Origin of the sequence: Diaphorobacter ruginosibacter (assembly GCF_014395975.1) — a bacterium.
Lineage (GTDB): Bacteria > Pseudomonadota > Gammaproteobacteria > Burkholderiales > Burkholderiaceae_C > Diaphorobacter_A > Diaphorobacter_A ruginosibacter.
Genome location: NZ_CP060714.1, coordinates 1,085,377 through 1,104,797, shown reverse-complemented (window position 1 = coordinate 1,104,797; position 19,421 = coordinate 1,085,377). Strand labels below are relative to the sequence as shown.

Annotated in this window: 17 protein-coding genes and 1 pseudogene; 2 read left to right on the top strand and 16 right to left on the bottom strand. The window is 63.4% G+C overall.

Going from position 1 to position 19,421, the window contains the following annotated elements:
• Nucleotides 1-5: 5 nt before the first annotated feature.
• Nucleotides 6-737 (bottom strand): GTP cyclohydrolase I, encoded by a 732-nt coding sequence (gene folE, locus H9K76_RS05000; protein WP_187598459.1) that lies wholly within the window; start codon nucleotides 735-737, stop codon nucleotides 6-8.
• 200 nt (nucleotides 738-937) lie between these two features.
• Between folE and H9K76_RS04995 the strand changes: the two genes are divergently transcribed.
• Nucleotides 938-1,492: a DUF2975 domain-containing protein gene (locus tag H9K76_RS04995; protein ID WP_246475312.1), complete on the top strand. Its 555-nt coding sequence runs from the start codon at nucleotides 938-940 to the stop codon at nucleotides 1,490-1,492.
• A 9-nt stretch (nucleotides 1,493-1,501) separates the two neighbouring features.
• Nucleotides 1,502-1,750, top strand: a complete 249-nt coding sequence (locus H9K76_RS04990; RefSeq protein ID WP_187598458.1) for a helix-turn-helix domain-containing protein — start codon at nucleotides 1,502-1,504, stop codon at nucleotides 1,748-1,750.
• Nucleotides 1,751-1,788: 38 nt separating this feature from the next.
• Here the strand turns inward: H9K76_RS04990 and clsB are convergent, their stop codons facing one another.
• The 15 genes and pseudogenes from clsB to H9K76_RS04915 all read right to left on the bottom strand — a co-directional run bounded on the left by clsB (nucleotide 1,789) and on the right by H9K76_RS04915 (nucleotide 19,312).
• A complete protein-coding gene (gene clsB, locus H9K76_RS04985; RefSeq protein ID WP_246475311.1) occupies nucleotides 1,789-3,030 on the bottom strand; it encodes a cardiolipin synthase ClsB in 1,242 nt (413 codons plus the stop codon).
• Complete coding sequence (locus H9K76_RS04980; RefSeq protein ID WP_187598457.1) at nucleotides 3,027-3,797, bottom strand: endonuclease/exonuclease/phosphatase family protein; 771 nt, start codon at nucleotides 3,795-3,797, stop codon at nucleotides 3,027-3,029. Before H9K76_RS04980 ends, clsB begins: the two co-directional genes overlap by 4 nt.
• A complete protein-coding gene (gene nudB / locus H9K76_RS04975) occupies nucleotides 3,794-4,318 on the bottom strand; it encodes a dihydroneopterin triphosphate diphosphatase (RefSeq protein ID WP_246475310.1) in 525 nt (174 codons plus the stop codon). Before nudB ends, H9K76_RS04980 begins: the two co-directional genes overlap by 4 nt.
• 3 nt (nucleotides 4,319-4,321) lie before the next feature.
• Nucleotides 4,322-5,089 (bottom strand): CsgG/HfaB family protein, encoded by a 768-nt coding sequence (locus H9K76_RS04970; protein WP_246475486.1) that lies wholly within the window; start codon nucleotides 5,087-5,089, stop codon nucleotides 4,322-4,324.
• 180 nt (nucleotides 5,090-5,269) lie between these two features.
• Nucleotides 5,270-7,069, bottom strand: a complete 1,800-nt coding sequence (gene aspS, locus H9K76_RS04965; RefSeq protein ID WP_187598455.1) for an aspartate--tRNA ligase — start codon at nucleotides 7,067-7,069, stop codon at nucleotides 5,270-5,272.
• A 55-nt stretch (nucleotides 7,070-7,124) separates the two neighbouring features.
• Nucleotides 7,125-7,748: a DUF502 domain-containing protein gene (locus H9K76_RS04960; RefSeq protein ID WP_187598454.1), complete on the bottom strand. Its 624-nt coding sequence runs from the start codon at nucleotides 7,746-7,748 to the stop codon at nucleotides 7,125-7,127.
• A gap of 13 nt (nucleotides 7,749-7,761) precedes the next feature.
• A complete protein-coding gene (locus H9K76_RS04955; protein WP_187598453.1) occupies nucleotides 7,762-8,067 on the bottom strand; it encodes an FmdB family zinc ribbon protein in 306 nt (101 codons plus the stop codon).
• A gap of 61 nt (nucleotides 8,068-8,128) precedes the next feature.
• Nucleotides 8,129-9,591: pseudogene (locus H9K76_RS04950) on the bottom strand (high affinity choline transporter 1).
• A 51-nt stretch (nucleotides 9,592-9,642) separates the two neighbouring features.
• A complete protein-coding gene (gene ubiB / locus H9K76_RS04945; RefSeq protein ID WP_187598452.1) occupies nucleotides 9,643-11,211 on the bottom strand; it encodes a ubiquinone biosynthesis regulatory protein kinase UbiB in 1,569 nt (522 codons plus the stop codon).
• A 5-nt stretch (nucleotides 11,212-11,216) separates the two neighbouring features.
• Nucleotides 11,217-11,756 (bottom strand): hypothetical protein, encoded by a 540-nt coding sequence (locus H9K76_RS04940; protein ID WP_187598451.1) that lies wholly within the window; start codon nucleotides 11,754-11,756, stop codon nucleotides 11,217-11,219.
• 729 nt (nucleotides 11,757-12,485) lie between these two features.
• Nucleotides 12,486-13,508, bottom strand: coding sequence for a Tim44 domain-containing protein (locus H9K76_RS04935; protein WP_187598450.1), 1,023 nt, complete (start codon nucleotides 13,506-13,508; stop codon nucleotides 12,486-12,488).
• A gap of 90 nt (nucleotides 13,509-13,598) precedes the next feature.
• Complete coding sequence (ubiE, locus tag H9K76_RS04930; protein WP_187598449.1) at nucleotides 13,599-14,330, bottom strand: bifunctional demethylmenaquinone methyltransferase/2-methoxy-6-polyprenyl-1,4-benzoquinol methylase UbiE; 732 nt, start codon at nucleotides 14,328-14,330, stop codon at nucleotides 13,599-13,601.
• A gap of 103 nt (nucleotides 14,331-14,433) precedes the next feature.
• Nucleotides 14,434-14,847 (bottom strand): gamma-butyrobetaine hydroxylase family protein, encoded by a 414-nt coding sequence (locus H9K76_RS04925; protein ID WP_187598448.1) that lies wholly within the window; start codon nucleotides 14,845-14,847, stop codon nucleotides 14,434-14,436.
• Between the two features lie 92 nt (nucleotides 14,848-14,939).
• Entirely contained in the window at nucleotides 14,940-15,389 is a 450-nt protein-coding gene (locus H9K76_RS04920) for an HIT family protein (protein ID WP_187598447.1), read from the bottom strand.
• Nucleotides 15,386-19,312, bottom strand: coding sequence for a DUF3683 domain-containing protein (locus tag H9K76_RS04915; protein ID WP_187598446.1), 3,927 nt, complete (start codon nucleotides 19,310-19,312; stop codon nucleotides 15,386-15,388). Before H9K76_RS04915 ends, H9K76_RS04920 begins: the two co-directional genes overlap by 4 nt.
• Between the last annotated feature and the right edge of the window lie 109 nt (nucleotides 19,313-19,421).

Sequence of the window (19,421 nt, the reverse complement as noted above, 5' to 3'; positions counted from 1 at the left end):
GATGTTCAGTTCCTTCCGGGAATCAGTGACAGGAATTCGCGGCGTAGCGTGGGATTGGTGAGGAACACACCGCGCATCACCGAATTGATCATCTTGCTGTCCATCTCGCGCACGCCGCGCCAGGACATGCAGAAATGCGAGGCCTCCATCACCACGGCAAGGCCGTCGGGTTGCGTCTTTTCCATGATGAGGTCGGCCAGTTGCACCACGGCCTCTTCCTGGATCTGCGGACGGCCCATGACCCAGTCCACCAGCCGTGCGTACTTCGACAGGCCGATCACGTTGGTGTGCTCGTTGGGCAGCACGCCGATCCAGATCTTGCCGATGACCGGGCAGAAATGGTGGCTGCAGGCACTGCGCACGGTGATCGGTCCGACGATCATCAGCTCGTTCAGATGTTCCGCATTCGGGAACTCGGTGATCGTCGGCGGCGTGACGTAGCGGCCGCGGAACACCTCGTTGATGTACATCTTCGCCACGCGGCGCGCCGTGTTCTGCGTGTTGTGGTCGCCCTGCGTGTCGATAACCATGCTGTCGAGCACGGTCTGCATCTTCTCTTCGACCTCATCGAGCAGCTTTTCCAGCTCTCCGGGCTCGATGAACTCGGCGATGTTGTCGTTCGCATTGAAACGCTTGCGTGCAGCGTTCAGGCGCTCGCGGATCTTCACGGAAACAGGCGTTCCCTCATCAGCGGAAGGCGCGGCGGATTTCGGGTCAGCGTCTTTGTTTTGCGACATCCTGGCATGGTACCAGTGAATGAAGACAGCGTCGGAGTATGGATTTTCAAGCACCCACGCCATGCTCTACAAGATCTTTTTGCTTCTTATTTGATAGCTAATTCAGGTCAACAATAAAGATACATTCAGATTCAATTAACAAGTTTCAATAAAAAATTATCGAATTACAATAATTTCATTCTAATCAACCAAGACACTCCATGCCGTTCAATCGTCTGGCCCGTTGCATGGCCTCCACTACCCTGTGCCTTATCGTCCTCATGCTTGCAGCGAACCTTGCTGTCTGGCTGTTCCCCCGGCTGGGCAGCATCGAAGGAGGACTTGGCTTGTCCTTCTCACTATCCGACCGGATGGTGTCTGCGCTGGGTCCGAATGTGACCTCTATGCCCTGGTGGCAGACGCTTGGCGCGATCATGCTCTCCAGCCTTCCTCTTCTCGTGCTGTCCTTCGGACTGCTGAACCTGCGGGCGCTGTTCAAGAGCTACGCCGCTGGCGAGTACTTCAGCGCGACGACATCCACGCACATGCGCCGCTTGGGTATCGCCGTGGCGCTCTGGGTGGTGCTCGGCGTCCTGTGTGAACCGCTTCTGAGCGCCTGGGCAACGATGCAGCTGCCCCCGGGCCAACGTTTTATCTCGCTGAGCTTCGACTCCTCCGGCATCGTTGCGCTTTTCCTGGCCGGCTGCGTCATCGTCGTTGCCAGCATCCTGCGGCGAGCCCACGAGATCGACAGCGAGAACAAGCACTTCGTGTAAGGCAGCGCCATGCCCATCGACATCACACTGAACGTCATGCTGGCTCGTCGCAAGGTCAAGTCCAAGGATCTTGCAGCAGCGATCGGCATCACGGAGCAGAACCTGTCCCTGCTGAAGCAGGGAAAGGTCAAGGGCCTGCGCCTGTCCACACTGGAGGCCATCTGCAAGTACCTGGACTGCCAGCCCGGGGACCTCCTGAGCTACTCCGCCGGCGACATCCCTGACGAACGATTTTCCGAGGAGGAAAAGGAAACCTGAGCCTGCAAGGCCGGCGGGCAAAGGCAGCGGATTTCTGCTCAGTAGCGGTTGCCCGTCACCCAGATCAGCGATCGCATGATGGCCGAGGCAATGTGGTCAAGCACCCGCTGCCTGAGCGGCCTGCTGGCAAAGCCCTGGGGATCCATGAGCTCCCCCTCGTGCTCCATGGCCAGTTCGAGGCGCCGGTGCAGATCCTGCGCGAACTCGGCATCCTCGACCACCACGTTGGCCTCGCGTGCCAGCAGCAGCGACAGCGGCTCGAGGTTGGACGACCCCACGGTGGCCCAGGGCTTCTCGACATAGGCGTCGATCACCGCAACCTTCGCATGCAGGAAGCTGGGCGCGTATTCATGGATCTGCACGCCCGCCGCCAGCAACGCGCCATATACCGGCCGCGAGGCGTGGTACTGCATGAAATACTCGTACTTGCCCTGCAGCAGCAGGCGCACCTTCACGCCGCGCTGGGCTGCCAGGATCAGCGCTCGCCGAAGCTTCCTGCCCGGCAGGAAGTAGGCGTTGGCGATGATGATGTCCTGGCGCGCATTGGCGATGGCACGCAGGTAGGCCTTCTCGATGCGCGCACGGTTGCGCAGGTTGTCGCGAAACAGGAGCGCGGCCCGCATGCCGCGCGTCTTGGCATCCGAGAGGCGGGCCGCCGTCCTCGCCACGCCCGCTGCGCGCAGGTCCGCCACCGCGCTGGAAATGCGGCGGTTGCGCGCATCATGCACCGCGCGCATGCGCCACCAGAGCTTGTCCATGTTGTCGGACGCCTGCTCCACCACCGCTCCCTTGGCACGCACGGCAAAGTCGAACCGCGGTGCGGTGAGCGCGCCATGGTTGGGATCGTAGAAATCATCGAGCACGTTGATGCCCCCGCAGTACAGCACCTCGTCATCGACCACGCAGAGCTTGCGGTGCAGCCGGCGCCAGTGCCTGGGCAGCAGGAGCGCCAGCTGGCTCACGGCCGAGAACACCTGCAACTGCACGCCCGCGGCATCGAAGCGCTCGCGCAGCGGGGCCGGGATGGGCCCGGTGCCGAAGCCGTCCACCGCCAGGCGAACGTCCACACCGCGCTGCGCCGCACGGATCAAGGCGTCGGCGATGTCCTCGCCGCTCGCGGTGCAGTCGAAGATGTAGGTCTCGAACTGGATGCAGTCCTTCGCGGCGTCCATGTCCGCGACCAGCGAGGGAAAGAGTTCAAGGGTACCCTGGAGCAGCCGGACCTCGTGCCCGGATTGCAGGATGATGCGCTTGCCAGCCCGGGCCGCCGGCTGCTTCAAAGCCTGAACTCCGCAATCAGCGGCAGGTGGTCGGACATGCGCCACCAGATGCGCCCGTTCGGCACATGCAACCCCGTGGGACGCAGTCCGCGCACGTAGACATGGTCGAGCTGCACCATCGGCAGGCGCGCCGGATAGGTGTTGGAGCGCGGGCCTTCGTCGAATTCGAACAGCCCGAACCCTGCGAGCATGCGCTTGATCTGAAAGCCCCAGTCGTTGAAGTCGCCGGCGACGATCAGCGGCGCATCCTTGGGAACCTCGCGCTCGATGAAGCGGTGGATCTGCGCAATCTGGCGAATGCGGCTCTCGTGGATCAGGCCCAGGTGCACGACGATGGTGTGCACACGCTGGCCCTGGAAGTCGATCTCCACGTGCAGCAGGCCACGCTGCTCGAAGCGGTGATCGGAGATGTCCTCGTGGCTGCTGCCGACCACCGGCCAGCGCGTGAGCAGCGCATTGCCGTGCTCGCCATCGCGCGTATAGGCATTGGTCCGGTAGACCGACTCATACCCCTCCGGAGACAGGTACTCCGCCTGGGACACCTCGGGCCAGCGGTCGAAATACTGGGCCTCGCGGCGGTTCATCTTGCGCACTTCCTGCAGGCACACGATGTCGGCATCGAGCTGCTCGACGGCCAGCCCGAGGTTGTGGATCTCCAGCCTGCGCGCGGGCCCCAGGCCCTGCACGCCCTTGTGGATGTTGTAGGTGGCAACGCGCAGGATGCCCGGGTGGTCGTCATGCGCGTTGCTGTGAAAATCTGTAATCATCGTCCGGCAAATCGTGGCAGCCATAGTATGGCTTCTGCATTGGAGGACGAGTAACAGCGATCCGCCGCATCCCGCCAGTCCCACCATCCATATGCTGTGTGTTCCCTGGGATTCAAGGTCACAGATGTGTCCGGTGGCACTTCGAGGCTGAAGATCCGCTCGGTGTTCTCCCGGACGCCGGGAGCATAGCGATGCAGCCACTGGGGGTAGATGCTGTAGACGTTCTCCATGTTCCAGTCACGCAGCGTACATTCCGCAGCCCGGCTGTCAATGCCCGTCTCCTCCAGCACTTCGCGGTGCGCCGTGAGCGAAAACGCCTCGTCGAGAGCATCCTTGCTGCCGGTGACCGATTGCCAGAACTCGCTGCGGGCGTCCTCGCCGGTTTCACCCGTGCCCCCGGTGCGCCGCATCAGCAGCACCTGCAATTCGCGCGTATGGATGATCACCAGCACCGACTGGGGAATCTTCCAGGGGCGCACGGGCAGCGCCTCGTTCATGCCAGCGTCCATCTCAGTTGTCATCTGTCAGCGCCCGTCCTGCCCTGCCGCCTTGGTGGCCACGGGCGGCGGAAGCTCCTTGGCCTGCAGCAGCCGCAGTTGCTGCACGAGCTGGTTGTGCGAATGCAGGAAGGCCGCCGCGATCACCTTGCCTTCGTTGGTATTGCTCCAGCCCGCACCGGCGCCACCGCCGACCCTGCCGAGCACGAATCCGCCCACGCCGAGGTCGGTCGCCTTCGCCGAGCCCGTGGACGCCGCGACCTGCTCGGTGGTCTCGTTGTCGGTCAGGAAGAGCGCGGTCTGCGCCTCCTTGAACTTCACCTGCTCGGCCACGCCCGCAAGCCCCGCGATGTCGCGAAGCACTGGAATCATCGCGATGATTCCCGCGAGGCCCCGCCCCGCATCCTGCTCGCTGAAGGTCAGGCTGGGCGTCATCGTGTACTGCGCCTCGTAGCCCTTGCCCTTTTCCACCGTGCCATTCTTGCGCAGCACCCCGGCATCCCGCAGCTCGCCCTCCCGGAGGGTGCCCTGCAGCCCCCCCGCGCGGTCGACCACGCGAAAGCAGCCGCTTTGCTGCATCAGCAGTTTCACCAGCGGTACGGGCGTGGGCGGCAGATTCACCGCACTGGGCATGACATAGCCGCGTGGGTTCTCCAGCAGCGCCACCGTGGCGATGGGTTGCTCGCAACGCTCAAGCGTGGGATTCGCGCCCTGCGCCCCCGCAGGCCCGGCCGATCCCGTCACCTCGGAGCTGCCCTCTCCCAGTTCGGTCTTCTTCTCGCCGCACGCCGTCATCGCGCATGCGGCAAGGGCGCTTGCGCAGATCACGATGCAAGCACGGAGATTCACGGACAGGCAGCGCGCAGAGTTCATGCGATCACTCACAAAGTCTTCAAAAGGTCACAGATAAAAAAAACGCCAAGGCCCGAAGGCTTTGGCGTTATACCGTTTTTCCGTTGCCGGACTGTCAGTGCATCACTGAGCCGCGGGTGTCGGGTTGCGCAGCTTGATGTGCAGTTCGCGCAGCTGCTTCTCGTCGACGGGCGACGGAGCCTGCGTGAGCAGGTCCTGCGCGCGCTGGGTCTTCGGGAAGGCGATCACGTCGCGGATCGACTCGGCACCGGTCATCAGCGTGATCAGGCGATCGAGGCCGAATGCCAGGCCGCCGTGCGGAGGCGCGCCGTACTGCAGCGCATCCAGCAGGTAGCCGAACTTGGCACGCGCGTCTTCGGCCGAGATGTTGAGCGCTGAGAACACCTTGCTCTGCACGTCCGCACGGTGGATACGCACCGAGCCACCGCCCAGTTCCCAGCCGTTGAGCACCATGTCGTAGGCCTTGGCAAGGCACTTGCCCGGATCGGTGTCCATGAGGTCTTCGTGGCCGTCCTTCGGGGATGTGAACGGATGGTGCACGGCCGCCCAGCGGTTGTTTTCCTCGTCGTGCTCGAACATCGGGAAGTCCACCACCCACAGCGGCGCCCACTTGTTCTCGAACAGGCCGTTCTTCTTGCCGAACTCGCTGTGGCCGACCTTCAGGCGCAGTGCGCCGATGGAGTCGTTGACGATCTTTTCCTTGTCGGCGCCGAAGAACAGCAGGTCGCCGTCCTGGGCACCAGTGCGCTTGAGGATCTCGGCGATGGCCGCGTCGTGCAGGTTCTTCACGATCGGGGACTGCAGGCCGTCACGGCCCTTGGCCACTTCGTTGACCTTGATCCAGGCGAGACCCTTGGCGCCGTAGATCTTCACGAACTCGGTGTAGGCATCGATCTCGCCGCGCGAGATTTCGGCGCCGCGCGGAACGCGCAGGGCCACCACGCGGCCGCCCTTGGTGGTGGCAGGCGTGGAGAACACCTTGAAGTCGACGTCCTTCATCACTTCGGTGAGCTCGGTGAATTCGAGCTTCACGCGCAGGTCGGGCTTGTCGGAGCCGAAGCGGAAGGCCGCGTCCTGGTACGTCATGATCGGGAACTCGCCCAGGTCGACGTTCAGTTGCTCCTTGAACACTTCCACGATCATCTGCTGGAAGATCGCACGGATTTCTTCCTCGTTCAGGAACGAGGTTTCGCAGTCGATCTGCGTGAATTCAGGCTGGCGGTCGGCACGCAGGTCTTCGTCGCGGAAGCACTTGGTGATCTGGTAGTAGCGGTCGTAGCCCGCCACCATCAGCATCTGCTTGTAGAGCTGGGGCGACTGGGGCAGAGCGAAGAACTCGCCGTCATGCACGCGGCTGGGCACCAGATAGTCGCGCGCGCCTTCGGGCGTGCTCTTGCCGAGCATCGGGGTCTCGATGTCGATGAAACCCAGCTTGTCCAGGTAGTTGCGCACCTGGATGGCGGTCTTGTAGCGCAGCATCATGTTGCGCTGCATGTAAGGACGGCGCAGATCCAGCACGCGGTGCGTGAGGCGCGTGGTCTCCGACAGGTTCTCGTCGTCGAGCTGGAACGGAGGCGTGACCGATGCGTTGAGCACGTTCAGCTCGTGGCACAGCACTTCGATCTGGCCGCTCTTGAGCTTGTCGTTGGTCGTGCCCGCAGGACGCGCGCGCACCAGGCCCTTGACCTGGATGCAGAACTCGTTGCGCAGGTCTTCGGCGATCTTGAACATCTCCGGACGATCCGGATCGCAGACCACCTGCACATAGCCTTCACGGTCGCGCAGGTCGATGAAGATCACGCCACCATGGTCGCGGCGACGGTTCACCCAGCCGCACAGGGTCACGGTTTGGCCCAGCAGGGCCTCGGTCACAAGACCGCAGTATTCGGTACGCATTGCCATGGTCTAACTTCCTGCGTCCTCGTGGAACGCTTCAATTGCAAGTTTGCTTGTTTGTTTATTGTTTGGGTTCGTGGGCGATCGGGTCCGGCGGCGTCACCACACCCATCGACACGATGTATTTCAGCGCTGCGTCGATGCTCATGTCGAGCTCGATGCAGTCGCTCTTGCGCATCATCACAAAATAACCGCCGGTGGGGTTCGGCGTCGTCGGCACATACACGCTGACGAACTCATCGCGCAGGTAAGCAGCCACTTCCCCGGTCGGTGCCCCGGTCACGAACGCCACCGTCCATACGCCTTCTCGCGGCCACTGCACCAGCACGGCCGTGCGGAACGCGTTGCCGCTTTCGGAGAACAGCGTATCCGACACCTGCTTCACGCTCGAGTAGATCGAGCGCACGACGGGAATGCGGCTGACCAGCGCATCGCCCCACTGCACGAGCTTGCGCCCCGCGAAGTTGCTGGCGAGACCGCCGACGAGCAGCAGGATGAGCAGCGTGAGCACCACCCCGAAACCAGGGATATGCATGCCGAGCAGCTTGTCGGGCTGCCAGTCGCCCGGCAGGATCTGCAGCGTCTGGTCGAGCGTGGAGACGATCCAGTTGAGCACCCAAGCGGTGATCACGCCCGGCACGATGACCAGCAGACCCGTGAGAAGCCACCTTCTGAGAGCAGACATCATCGTGTACCAGTCAGGCCTCTGTTGCGGATGCGGGAGCCGGCGCGGCGGCAGGAGCTGCCGCAGCCGCGGCATCGCCGGACGCCTTGACATCGGCTTTGGACTCGGGATTGGCGGCGCTTGCCGGGCCACTGCCGCTGTTCTTGAAATCCGTGGCGTACCAACCCGTTCCCTTGAGCTGGAAGCCGGGGGCCGTCAACTGCTTGGAAAACGCCTCTGCCGCGCATTCCGGGCACTGGGTGAGCGGCGCATCAGAGATTTTCTGCAGCACGTCCTTGGCAAAACCACAGGCGCTGCATTTGTAGGCGTAAATTGGCATGGAAACCGAAAGGAGCTGGTATGCAAAACCCTTAATTATAGGCGTTGCTACCTATTTCCCTTCATTTGGCCACCTCTTCCACGCCGACGATGCGGTGATGGCTCGCGTGGGTGTTGTCCACCATCTGCGGCATCAGAGAGCCCGCCACCATGCCGAACATGGCGGCCAGCACCCCCGCGAGCTGCTGCGGGAAGGCCTCGCTCAGCGCAGGAGTCACCATGAAGACGATCCACACGCCGATGCCCAGCACCACGGCGGCAATGGCGCCCTGGGTGCTGGCACGCTTCCAGTACAGGCCAAACACCAGCGGCACGAACGCGCCGACCAGCGGCACCTGGTAGGCGCTCGAGACCAGCTCATAGATCGGCGTGCCTTCCATCTTGATGGAGTAAGCAAGCACACACACAGCGAACACCAGCACGCTGATGCGCATGGTGAGCAGCACTTCGCGGTCGCTCACCTTCTCCGGGCGGAACTGGCGCCAGATGTTCTCGGTGAAGGTCACGCTGGGCGCAAGCAGCGTGGCCGAGGCGCACGACTTGATGGCCGAAAGCAGCGCGCCGAAGAACAGCACCTGCATCACCAGGGGCATCTTGTCCATCACCAGCGTGGGCAGCACCTTCTGCGGATCGTCCTTGAGCAGGGCCGCCGTCTCGGCCGGCATGATCAGCAGCGCGCTGGCGACCAGGAACATCGGAACGAACGCGAAGAAGATGTACGCCGTGCCGCCGATCACCGTGCCGCGCACTGCGGCCTTCTCGGAGTTGGCCGACATCACGCGCTGGAACACGTCCTGCTGCGGGATCGAGCCCAGCATCATCGTGATGGCAGCGCCAAAGAAGAAGATGATTTCATGCCAGGTCGGCTCGGGCCAGAACTTGAACAGGTCGCGGCTCGTGGCCAGGTCGATCACCCTACCCGCGCCACCCGCCATGTCGCTCGCAAAGACGGCCAGCACCACCAGGCCGACCACCAGGATGATCATCTGGATGAAGTCCGTCACTGCCACCGACCACATCCCGCCCCAGAGCGTGTAGACCAGGATCGACAGCACGCCGATCGTCATGCCCCACGGAATGCTGATCACGCCGCCCGACAGCAGGTTGAACACCAGCCCCAGGGCCGTGACCTGCGCGGACACCCAGCCCAGGTAGCTCAGCATGATGATCAGCGAGCAGACGATCTCGATGCTGCGCCCGTAGCGTTCGCGGTAGTAGTCCGAGATGGTCAGCAGCGTCATGCGGTAGAGCTTGCCCGCGAAGAACAGACCGACCAGGATCAGGCACATGCCCGCGCCAAACGGGTCCTCCACCACGGCATGCAGCCCCCCTCGATGAACTTGGCGGGCACGCCGAGCACGATCTCCGAGCCGAACCAGGTCGCGAAGGTCGTGGTGATGATCATGTACATCGGCAAATGGCGCCCTGCGATCGCGAAATCGGCAGTGTTCTTGACCCGGCGGGCAGCCCACAGGCCGATGCCGATGGTGACGAACAGGTAGGCAATCACCATGAAGAGCAACACAATGGCACTCCTGAGGAAGATAGAGGGGGTTGGATTGAAAAAGTGGGATTATCAGTAGAAATGCCGCATGCGCATCAGGATTTGCATCACCAGCAATCCCAGCACGAAACCGACACCCCCGTAGACGATGCGCTGCAGCAGGCGGTTGGTGCGTTTCTGCTCCGCCAGCAGTTCCTGCAGCTCGGTGCCGTAGTCCTTGGGCCTTTGCTGCAGGTAGTCGTGCATCAGGCGCGGCAGCTGGGGCAGCATCTTCGCGTAGAGCGGCGCCTGCGATTGCAGTTCGCGCCATACGCGCTTGGGCCCCATCTGGTCGAGCATCCACTTCTCGAGGAAGGGCTTGGCCGTGCTCCACAGGTCGAGCTCGGGATCGAGCTGTCGGCCCAGGCCCTCGATGTTGAGCAGCGTCTTCTGCAGCAGCACGAGCTGGGGCTGGATCTCCACCTGGAAGCGGCGTGAGGTCTGGAACAGGCGCAGCAGCACCATGCCCAGCGAGATCTCCTTGAGCGGCCGGTCGAAATAGGGTTCGCATACCGCGCGGATCGCGGATTCCAGCTCGTTCACGCGCGTGGTGGCAGGCACCCAGCCGCTTTCGATATGCAGTTCGGCCACGCGCTTGTAGTCGCGGCGGAAGAACGCGGTGAAGTTCTGCGCGAGATATTCCTTGTCGAACTCGGTGAGCGATCCGACGATGCCGAAATCCAGCGAGATGTAGCGGCCGAAGGTTTCGGGTTCCAGGCTCACCTGGATATTGCCCGGATGCATGTCCGCGTGGAAGAAGCCGTCGCGGAACACCTGCGTGAAGAAAATGGTGACCCCGTCGCGCGCCAGCTTCGGAATGTCCACCCCGGCATTGCGCAACCTCTCGACCTGGTTGATCGGCACGCCGTTCATGCGCTGCATCACCAGCACCTGCGGATGGCAGAAGTCCCAGAACACCTCGGGAATTTCCACCAAGTTGAGGCCATCCATGTTGCGACGCAGCTGCGCGGCGTTGGCCGCCTCGCGGATGAGGTCAAGCTCGTCATGCAGGTAGTTGTCGAATTCGGCCACCACCTGGCGGGGCTTCAGGCGCTTGCCATCGCTCGAGAGCTTCTCGACCCAACTGGCCATCATGCGCATCAGCGCCAGATCCTTGTCGATCACGCCCAGCATGCCCGGGCGCAGCACCTTCACGGCCACATCGCGCTCGTGGCCATCGCGGTCACGGATCACCGCGAAATGCACCTGCGCAATCGATGCACTCGCCACCGGGACGCGATCGAAGGACACGAACACTTCGTCGACCGGCCTGCGGAACGATCGCTCGATGGTATCGACCGCCACCTGGGGATCGAACGGCGGCACGCGATCCTGCAGCAGCGCGAGTTCGTCGGCGATATCGGGCGGCATCAGGTCGCGGCGCGTGGACAGCACCTGCCCGAACTTCACGAAGATCGGCCCCAGGCTCTCGAGCGCCTCGCGCAGGCGCTGCCCGCGTGGCGCATCCAGCTTGCGCCCGAAATTGGTGAACCGCGCGATGCGGCTGAGCACCGGGTTCTGAAAACTATTGAGGACCAGCTCATCCAGCCCGTAGCGCAGGCAGGTCCAGACGATCGTGAAGCCGCGATACAAACGACTCATGGCGCTCAAACGTCTCCGCGCGACAGGGGCATGGCATTCACGAACTTGCGCAAGGCCTGCGCGACACGTCCCGCCACACTGGCGACGGCGTGCGCCGGCGCATCCCCGATGACGCGGGCAAGGTCTTCCTCCACATCCCAGCGCACGTTGTCCACCAGCCAGTTGATCTCGGCGGCGAACTTCACGTCGCCATCGATCAGGATCGTCGGCTTGTCACCGCGCATGGCGCTCTGGGCGATCGAGAAAGGCGAGGACTCCGCCACTTCAATGCGCAGGTCGGGCGTCGCCGTGGCAGGCGCCAGATCGAGCAGGCCCGCAGGCGTGATCTGCAGCGTCATGGAATACGCACGCCACTGCACCCGCGCAACGCGCCCGCTCTGCGTGAACAGGCGCTCCATGGCTTCGGGTTCCTGCATCAGGACATGATTCAGGAACAGCACAGCACGGTGCTGCACTTCGTGCACCAGCCATTCCGGTGGTTGGGGTCCGGCCGCCACACGTTCGAACAAACCATCCAGGAAAGAAAAGGGAGTCTTGGGTGTCATATCCCCTCAATTATTCCCTGAACTGGGGTTGATGCAGTTGGTTGAGTGGGATTTTGCGGTTTGGGTATGGGAAATTGTGGGGTTCGGCATGGTTCCGACGGGTGGCGGGGCGCTTGCTGCCTTGCTTGTGAGGGGGGGCTGGCTGCTTCGACTTCTTCCTTCTACCTTGTTTGAGGGCGGAGGCCGGGAGTGCCCCCGGCGGGGCAGTAACTTTTTGGTCTTGCCCAAAAAGTCACCAAAAATGCGCTTGGGATGCGGGGGCACGCGGTAGAACTCACTGCGCGCCTGAGGCGCTCCGTTCAGACAGCCACCGCGAGTCAGTTTGCAAGAGGTATGTTCGGCACGTCGCTGCGCTCGTGCCCGGGCTCGCCCGACTTCGGGCGAGCAGGCTGCGCTACTTTTGAACAATGTTGGTGGTTTGGGCACTGAACATCTCGCGAAGTCGCGAGATGCCTCAGCACGAGCGCAGCGACGTGCCGAGCACACCTCCCCCTAATCTGACTCACGGCGGCTGTCTGAACGGAGTGACGAAGGAACGAAGAGAGTTCTGCCGTGGGTATTAAGACGCCTTTTTGGTGACTTTTTGCGCGCGCAAAAAGTTACTGCCCCGCCGGGGGCAGTCCCGGCCTCTGTCCTACAACCAGTAAACAGCAAAAAAAGAATCCAAAAAAACAAAACGCCCTCCCCACACGAAGCAGGAAGGGCGCAGAAACAAAAAAGCAGAAAGGCTTACTGGAGAGCCTGCACTCCAGCCACCAGCCACCCGCTGCCACCCGCCTTGGGCTTGGTCATGTTCCAGACCTCGCGGAACGGGGAAGGACCGGCAGAGGGCTCTTCGCGGATCATGCCCGAGAACTCCACGCTTGCCATGTAGGCGTCGCCCAGATCCTCGATACCCAGCAGTTGCGCCTCGATCATCACCACATCGGTCTGATTCGGCTGGCCATCGGTGCGGTGCGCCTCGCGCTCATTGAGCTGGGAGCGGATCTCCGTGACCATGTCGTCGGTCATCATCGAACGCAGCGACGTGATGTCCGCGCGGTCCCAGGCTGCCTGCAGTGTCACGAAATTGCGCTTGGCCGCGGTCAGGAAGCCTTCGGTGTCGAAGCCATCCGGCACGCCCCAGTTCTGCGAACCGCCCAGAGCCGAGCCGATCATCGATCCACCTGCAGCACCAGCCGCACCGGCAGCGGGCGAGAAGGCCATGTTGCTGTGATCGAACGGACGGGCCGACGCATCGTTGCCGATCTTGTCGGGGTTGTACTGGCGCGGCACTTCCGCCTGCGAAGGGCTCGCGTTGCCAGCGCCCTGGAAGGCGAACGGCGATGCATTGCCCGCATTGCCGCTAGAGCCTGCTCCCGCCTTTGCACGCATGATCATGCGGATCACGGCGAAGGCGATCATCGCGAGCAGCGCGATCATCAGGATGTTGCCGAAGCCTTCACCCAGGCCCAGCGAGCTGGCCAGCCATGCCAGGCCCAGGCCGGCGGCGAGACCGCCCAGCATGGCGCCCCAGGGCTTCTTGGGTGCGGCTGCAGGCGCTGCGGGAGCCCCCGGCTGACGCGCTGGCGCCGCGTTGTTGGCAGATTGGGCAGGCGCGCCCGGCGCGGCCGCAGGGCCGCCGGATTCACGCTGCGTCACGTTGGACGACTGCTTGCCCATGGATTTGCCGCCACCCATGCGCTTCGCATCGGCGTCGGCGTGCACCAGCACGAGCATCGCGACCAAGACTACAGACCACAGTTTCATCATCCGTTCTCCATTTGTTCGTTCGTGTGCACTCTTCCCTTCACGCTTTTCTTTGTATCTTGAGAATTTCAGCAATGAATCAATAGGGATCGTTCAGCACTTGATTCCAACATGCAATGCCACCACCCCGCCAGTCATATTGTGATAGTCCACATGCCCGAAGCCACTTTGCCTCATAAGGGTTTTGAGCGCTTCCTGCCCCGGATGCATGCGGATGGACTCGGCCAGGTAGCGGTAGCTGTCGGCATCGCCAGCGACCATGCTGCCCAGGCGCGGCAGCACGTTGAAGGAGTACCAGTCATAGACTTTCTCAAGTGGCTTGGCAATCCTGGAGAACTCCAGGACCAGCAGCCGGCCGCGCGGCTTGAGCACGCGGTTCATCTCCTTGAGCGCCTCGTCCTTGTGCGTCATGTTGCGTAGCCCAAATGCGACACTCACCATGTCGAAGTGGTTGTCGGGGAACGGCAGCTTCTCGGCATCGCACACCAGCGTCGGCAACACGACGCCCTTGTTGATGAGGCGGTCGCGCCCGACGCGCAGCATCGCCTCGTTGATGTCGGTGTGCACGACCATGCCGCTCGCGCCCACTTTCTTCGAGAACGCCAGACCCAGGTCGCCGGTGCCGCCCGCGATGTCGAGCACCCTGTCACCTTCCTTGAGATTGGCGACCATCACGGTGTAGGCCTTCCAGGCGCGATGCAGGCCGCCGGACATGAGATCGTTCATCACGTCATATTTGGAGGCGACGGAGTCGAACACGCCGCGCACATGGCGTGCCTTGTCCTTTTCGTCGACGGTCTGGAATCCGAAATGTGTGTTGCTCATGGTGTGATGCTAGGCGCGTGCGCCGCCGAGGTACAGCGACAACCCCGCGCCAATGTGGGACTTGTGAATGGAACGGATTGTGAACCAGGGGTGATGCGGGCCTTCAGTGGCCGCCGCAGCCATGGCCCTTCTTCGAGGGCATGGGGGTGTCGCGGTCCACGCCTTCGGCCTTCAGGCGGAATTCGTATTCGGCCCAGAGCTGCGCCTCGTTGCTGCCCAGCTCGTACAGCAGATCCCACGAGAAGATGCCGCTGTCGTGCCCATCGGAAAACGTGGGCTTGATGGCGTAGTTGCCGACCGGCTCCAGGTCCACCAGCGTGACGTTGCGCTTGCCGGTCTGCAGCACCTCCTGGCCCGGGCCGTGGCCCTGCACCTCGGCGGAAGGCGAATACACGCGCATCAGCTCGAACGGAATACGGAAGTTTGCGCCGTCGGAGAAACCCACCTCCAGGACACGGGACTGCTCGTGCACGGTGATGGATTCGGGAAGCGGCGAGCCGGGACGAAGTCCTGCCATGGTTGTTCACCCTTGAAAAATCAGCGATGGCGGGCGACAGGTAAGTTAAGTCGGCCCGCCGGAAGAACCCGGTGGTCCACCGGAGACTGGCGTCAGCGGAAGATCGCTGACAGGCGTTCCGCCAGCTGTGCGTCCAGCATGCTCAATTGTGCCGCCACGCCGGCTTCCCGGTCCGCATCGCGTGCACGCAGCGGAGCCGCCCAGACGGAGGCGGGGAAGTGGCTGTCCCAGTCGTGGCGCGCGATCACGTGCCAGTGCAGATGCGGCACCATGTTGCCCAGCGCCGCCAGATTGATCTTGGCGGGCGCGAGCGCGTCGCGCATGGCACGCTCGACCACGGCCACTGCCTGCATGCACAGGTTGCGGTCGGCATCGCTCAGGTCGGACAGCTCGGCCGCATGCGCATTCCAGATCACGCGGTAGAAGGCCGGAAAGCCCTCCTCCGCAGCACGGATCAGGCGCAGCTTCTCGCCGCGCCAGACCAGCGCGCCACCGTCCTGCGCACAGAGCACGCAGCCGGAGTCCGCGGCAGGGGCCGTCATACCAGCACCCGCTCGATGCCGCCTTCGTTGGCGCGCTTCACGTAGTCGGGCATCCAGTTCTCGCCCAGGATCTCGCGTGCCATCTCGACGACGATGTAGTCCGCCTCGAGCAGGCCGTTCTGCAGGTCGTCCTGGTAGCGGTTCAGGCCCTGCAGGCAGCTGGGGCAGCTCGTGAGGATCTTCACGTTGTCCTTCGCACCGACCTGGCCGCTCTCGCGCAGCACCGCCTCGCCCTTGCGGATCTCCTCGGTCTTGCGGAAGCGGATCTGCGTGGAGATGTCCGGGCGGGTCACGCCCAGCGTGCCCGACTCACCGCAGCAGCGCTCGCTCTTGAGCACGTTGTCGCCGACCAGCGACTTCACCGTCTTCATCGGGTCCTGCAGCTTCATCGGCGTGTGGCAGGGGTCGTGGTACATGTATGCGCCCTTGCCCTGCAGCGTGATGCCCTTCTCCAGCAGGTACTCGTGGATGTCGATGATGCGGCAGCCGGGGAAGATCTTGTCGAACTGGTAGCCCTGCAGCTGGTCGTAGCAGGTGCCGCAACTCACCACCACGGTCTTGATGTCGAGGTAGTTCAACGTGTTCGCCACGCGATGGAAGAGCACGCGGTTGTCGGTGATCATCTGCTCGGCCTTGTCGAACTGGCCCGAGCCGCGCTGCGGATAGCCGCAGCACAGATAGCCCGGTGGCAGCACGGTCTGCACGCCGGCATGCCAGAGCATGGCCTGCGTGGCGAGGCCCACCTGGCTGAACAGGCGCTCGGAGCCGCAGCCGGGGAAGTAGAACACGGCCTCGGTCTCCGAAGATGTGGTCTTCGGGTCGCGGATGATCGGCACGTAGTCCTTGTTCTCGATGTCCAGCAGCGCACGCGCCGTGCGCTTGGGCAGCCCTCCGGGAAGCTTCTTGTTCACGAAGTGGATGATCTCTTCCTTGAGCGGCGCGGCGCCCACGGTGGCCGGAGGATGCGCGGTCTGGCGCCGTCCCACCGCCTGGAACAGGTCCACGGCCGCGCGCTGCGCCTTGAAGCCCACGTTGACCATCGCGCCACGCATGAACTTGATGGTGTCGGGATTGGTCGCATTGAGCATCGCCATGGCCATCTTGTTGCCGGGACGGAAGCTCTTCTTGCCCATCTTGCGCAGCAGGTTGCGCATGTTCATGGTCACGTCGCCGAAGTCGATCTTGACCGGGCATGGCGTGAAGCACTTGTGGCAGACCGTGCAGTGGTCGGACACGTCCTCGAACTCCTGCCAGTGCCTGATCGACACGCCCCGGCGCGTCTGCTCCTCGTACAGGAAGGCCTCGACCAGCAGCGAGGTCGCGAGGATCTTGTTGCGCGGGCTGTACAGCAGGTTGGCGCGCGGCACATGCGTGGCGCACACCGGCTTGCACTTGCCGCAGCGCAGGCAGTCCTTCACGGAGTCGGCAATCGCGCCGATATCGCTCTGCTGCATGATCAGCGATTCGTGCCCCATCAGGCCGAACGACGGCGTGTAGGCATTGGTCAGGTCGGCGAACATCAGCGACGAACGCGAGTGCGCATGTGCCGGATCCGCCTGCAGCTTGTTCTGGTCGGCCAGCAGTTCGTCCTGGTTGCGGATCAGCTTGCCGCGGTTGAACCAGCCGTGCGGATCGACCTTGCGCTTGTACTCCGCGAACGGTGCAAGCTCCTCGTCCGTGAGGAATTCAAGCTTGGTGATGCCGATGCCGTGCTCGCCCGAGATCACGCCGTCAAGGCTGCGTGCCAGCACCATGATGCGCGCCACGGCTTCATGCGCGGTCTGCAGCATGTCGTAGTCGTCGCTGTTCACGGGGATGTTGGTGTGCACGTTGCCATCGCCGGCATGCATGTGCAGCGCGACCCAGACCCGGCCCTTGAGCACGCGCTGGTGGGTGGCATTCACCTCGGCAAGGATCGGCTGGAACGGTGCGCCGCTGAAGATCTTGGCAAGCGGCGCCTTGAGCTGCGTCTTCCAGCTCGCACGCAGCGTGTGGTCCTGCAACTGGGGGAACAGCGTCTCGACGTTGTCCAGCCAGTCCCGCCACAGCGCGCGCACCTCGCCCACCAGCGCAATCGCCTGGCTCACGCGGTCTTCCAGCAGCTCGGCAGACGGGATCTCGCCCGCATCGTCCTGCTTGCCCAGCGGCAGGTTGCCGCGCTCGAAGAAGTCGATGAGCGCGTCGCACAGCTTGAGCTTGTTGCGCAGCGAGAGCTCGATGTTGATGCGCTCGATGCCGTCCGTGTACTCCCACATGCGCGGCAGCGGGATCACGACGTCCTCGTTGATCTTGAACGCATTGGTGTGGCGGCTGATCGCGGCGGTGCGCTTGCGGTCCAGCCAGAATTTCTTGCGGGCTTCGGCACTGACGGCGATGAAGCCCTCGCCGTTGCGCGAATTGGCAATGCGCACCACCTCGGCCGTCGCCTTGGCCACGTCATCCGCGTTGTCGCCGACGATGTCGCCGATCAGCACCATCTTGGGCAGATGGCCGTTGCCCTTCTTGCTCTTGGTGGCGTAGCCGACGGCCTTCAGGTAGCGGTCGTCCAGATGCTCGAGACCCGCAAGCAGCACGCCGGAGCGCTTCTGCTCGGCGAACATGAAGTCCTTGATTTCCACGATACTCGGCACCGCGTCCTTGGCATTGCCGAAGAACTCCAGGCACACCGTGCGGGTGTGGTCGGGCATGCGGTGCACCACCCAGCGCGCGCTGGTAATGAGGCCGTCCGTGCCTTCCTTCTGCACGCCCGGCAGGCCCGAGAGGAACTTGTCGGTCACGTCCTTGCCCAGGCCTTCCTTGCGGAAGGTGTGGCCGGGAATGTGCAGGTGTTCGGTACGCAGGGGCGTCTTGCCGTCGGCCGCGAAGTACTGCAGCTCGAAGCTGGCCGTCTCCGCATCGTGGATCTTGCCGAGGTTGTGGTTGATCCGGGTGACCTCCAGCCACTCCGCGTTCGGCGTGACCATGCGCCAGCTCGCGAGATTGTCGAGCGCCGTGCCCCACAGCACGGCCTTCTTGCCGCCCGCGTTCATGGCGATGTTGCCGCCGATGCACGAGGCTTCGGCCGATGTCGGATCCACGGCGAACACGAAACCGGCGCGCTCCGCTGCGTCGGCGACGCGTTGCGTGACGACACCAGCCTCCGTCCAGATGGTGCCGACCTGGCGTTCGACGCCCGGCAGGTTGACCATCTCCACCTCGGTCATCGCCTCGAGCTTCTCGGTGTTGATCACCACGCTGCGCCAGGTGAGCGGAATCGCGCCACCGGTATAGCCGGTGCCGCCGCCTCGCGGGATGATGGTGAGTTCGAGCTCGATGCACGCGCGCACCAGCTCGGCCATCTCGGCCTCGGTATCGGGGGTGAGCACCACGAACGGATACTCCACGCGCCAGTCGGTCGCATCGGTCACGTGCGCCACGCGGGACAGGCCGTCGAACTTGATGTTGTCCTTGGCCGTGTGCTTGCCCAGGCGCTTCTGCACCTTCTTGCGCAGCTCGGCCGCTTCCACCAGGGTGGCATCGAACTGCTCGATCGCGCGGCGAGCGGCCTGCACCAGCACACCCACCAGGCGGTCGCGCTCGGCATCCTCCTGCGGCTGGCGGCGCTTCTCGATTTCCGACAGGCGGTGCGTCAGGGCATCCACCAGCATCTTGCGGCGTCCCTCGTTGTGCAGCAGGTCGTCCTGGAGGTAGGGGTTGCGCTGCACGACCCAGATGTCACCGAGCACCTCGTACAGCATGCGTGCGGATCGGCCTGTGCGGCGCTCCCTGCGCAACTGGTCGAGCACGCCCCAGGCGGAAGCGCCCAACAGGCGAATCACGATTTCCTTGTCGGAAAACGAGGTGTAGTTATACGGAATTTCGCGCAAACGGGTGGGCTCTTCGCCCTGCGCCTGCAGGGCAGCCAGCGCAATCGGAACATTCATGGGTGTATGACCTGGATGAGCGGGCTTGGCGCCCGCGTGCCTCGGGGGTGCGATTTTATGTCACACGCCCGGTTCGCGCTGCACTGCAGCAAGAGCCATGACAGTTCAA